The 785-nt window shown below is 72.4% G+C and carries 1 pseudogene; it reads right to left on the minus strand.

The annotated features are described in order from the left end of the window. Nucleotides 1-393: pseudogene (locus U9980_RS26825) on the minus strand (hypothetical protein); the annotation flags it as partial. Nucleotides 394-785: the final 392 nt, after the last annotated feature.

The following is a 785-nucleotide window of genomic DNA, read 5'->3' on the forward strand; positions in this document are numbered from 1 at the left end:
CCACCCCACCGACCAGACCGCGCCGGTGTGACCGGTCAGGGTGTGCAGGAGGTGGCCGGTGCGCGGATCCCAGACCCGCACCGTGGCGTCGTCGCTGCCCGAGGCGAGTAGCAGCCGGCCGTCGGGGCCGGCCGCCCACCCCACCGAGTTGATCTCTCCGGTGTGGCCGGTCAGGGTGGCCGGTGGTTCGGTGACCACGACCTCACCCGGCCCCCACGGCTCGTCCCACCGCGGACCCGGCCCGGCCGGCCGCGCACCGTCCAGCTGGGGCGGTATCCCCGACGGATCACCCGTGCGGCCCACGGTGCGGGCATGCGCGACCGCCCAGGCACGCAAGGCACCGTCCACGGGCTGGACACCGTCCACGGGCTGGGCGGCGCTCACCTGGGTCACCGCCCCGGTCCCTGTGGCTCGTCCACAACCGCCCCCGTTGCTCACCGGCTGCTCATCGGAGTTACCCTGCGACGATCAGCGTAACCCGGGTGCCGGGTGCGCCCGTGGTCACCGACGGAGCCGACGACGCTGACCACGGGCAGTCGATGTGGCAGCCATTCCAGCGAAGCCTGTTCCAGTGGACGACGCCGTCCGGTGCGGCGTCACCGTGGAGTTTTGAGTGGTATCACCTTTGAGAGGGCCTCGGATCGGAGGGAAGGCTGTGGAAACGCGTCCGCTGCTTGCTGGTGGCGATGTCACGGTCCGTCCTGGCCGCCCCACCGACGTCGCCGCGTTGGGTGCGATCCTCACCGAAGAGTCGGTGGCGCGCTGGTGGGGGCAACCGGCGCCGG

Source organism: Protofrankia sp. Cr1 (assembly GCF_963555865.1).
Lineage (GTDB): Bacteria > Actinomycetota > Actinomycetes > Frankiales > Frankiaceae > Protofrankia.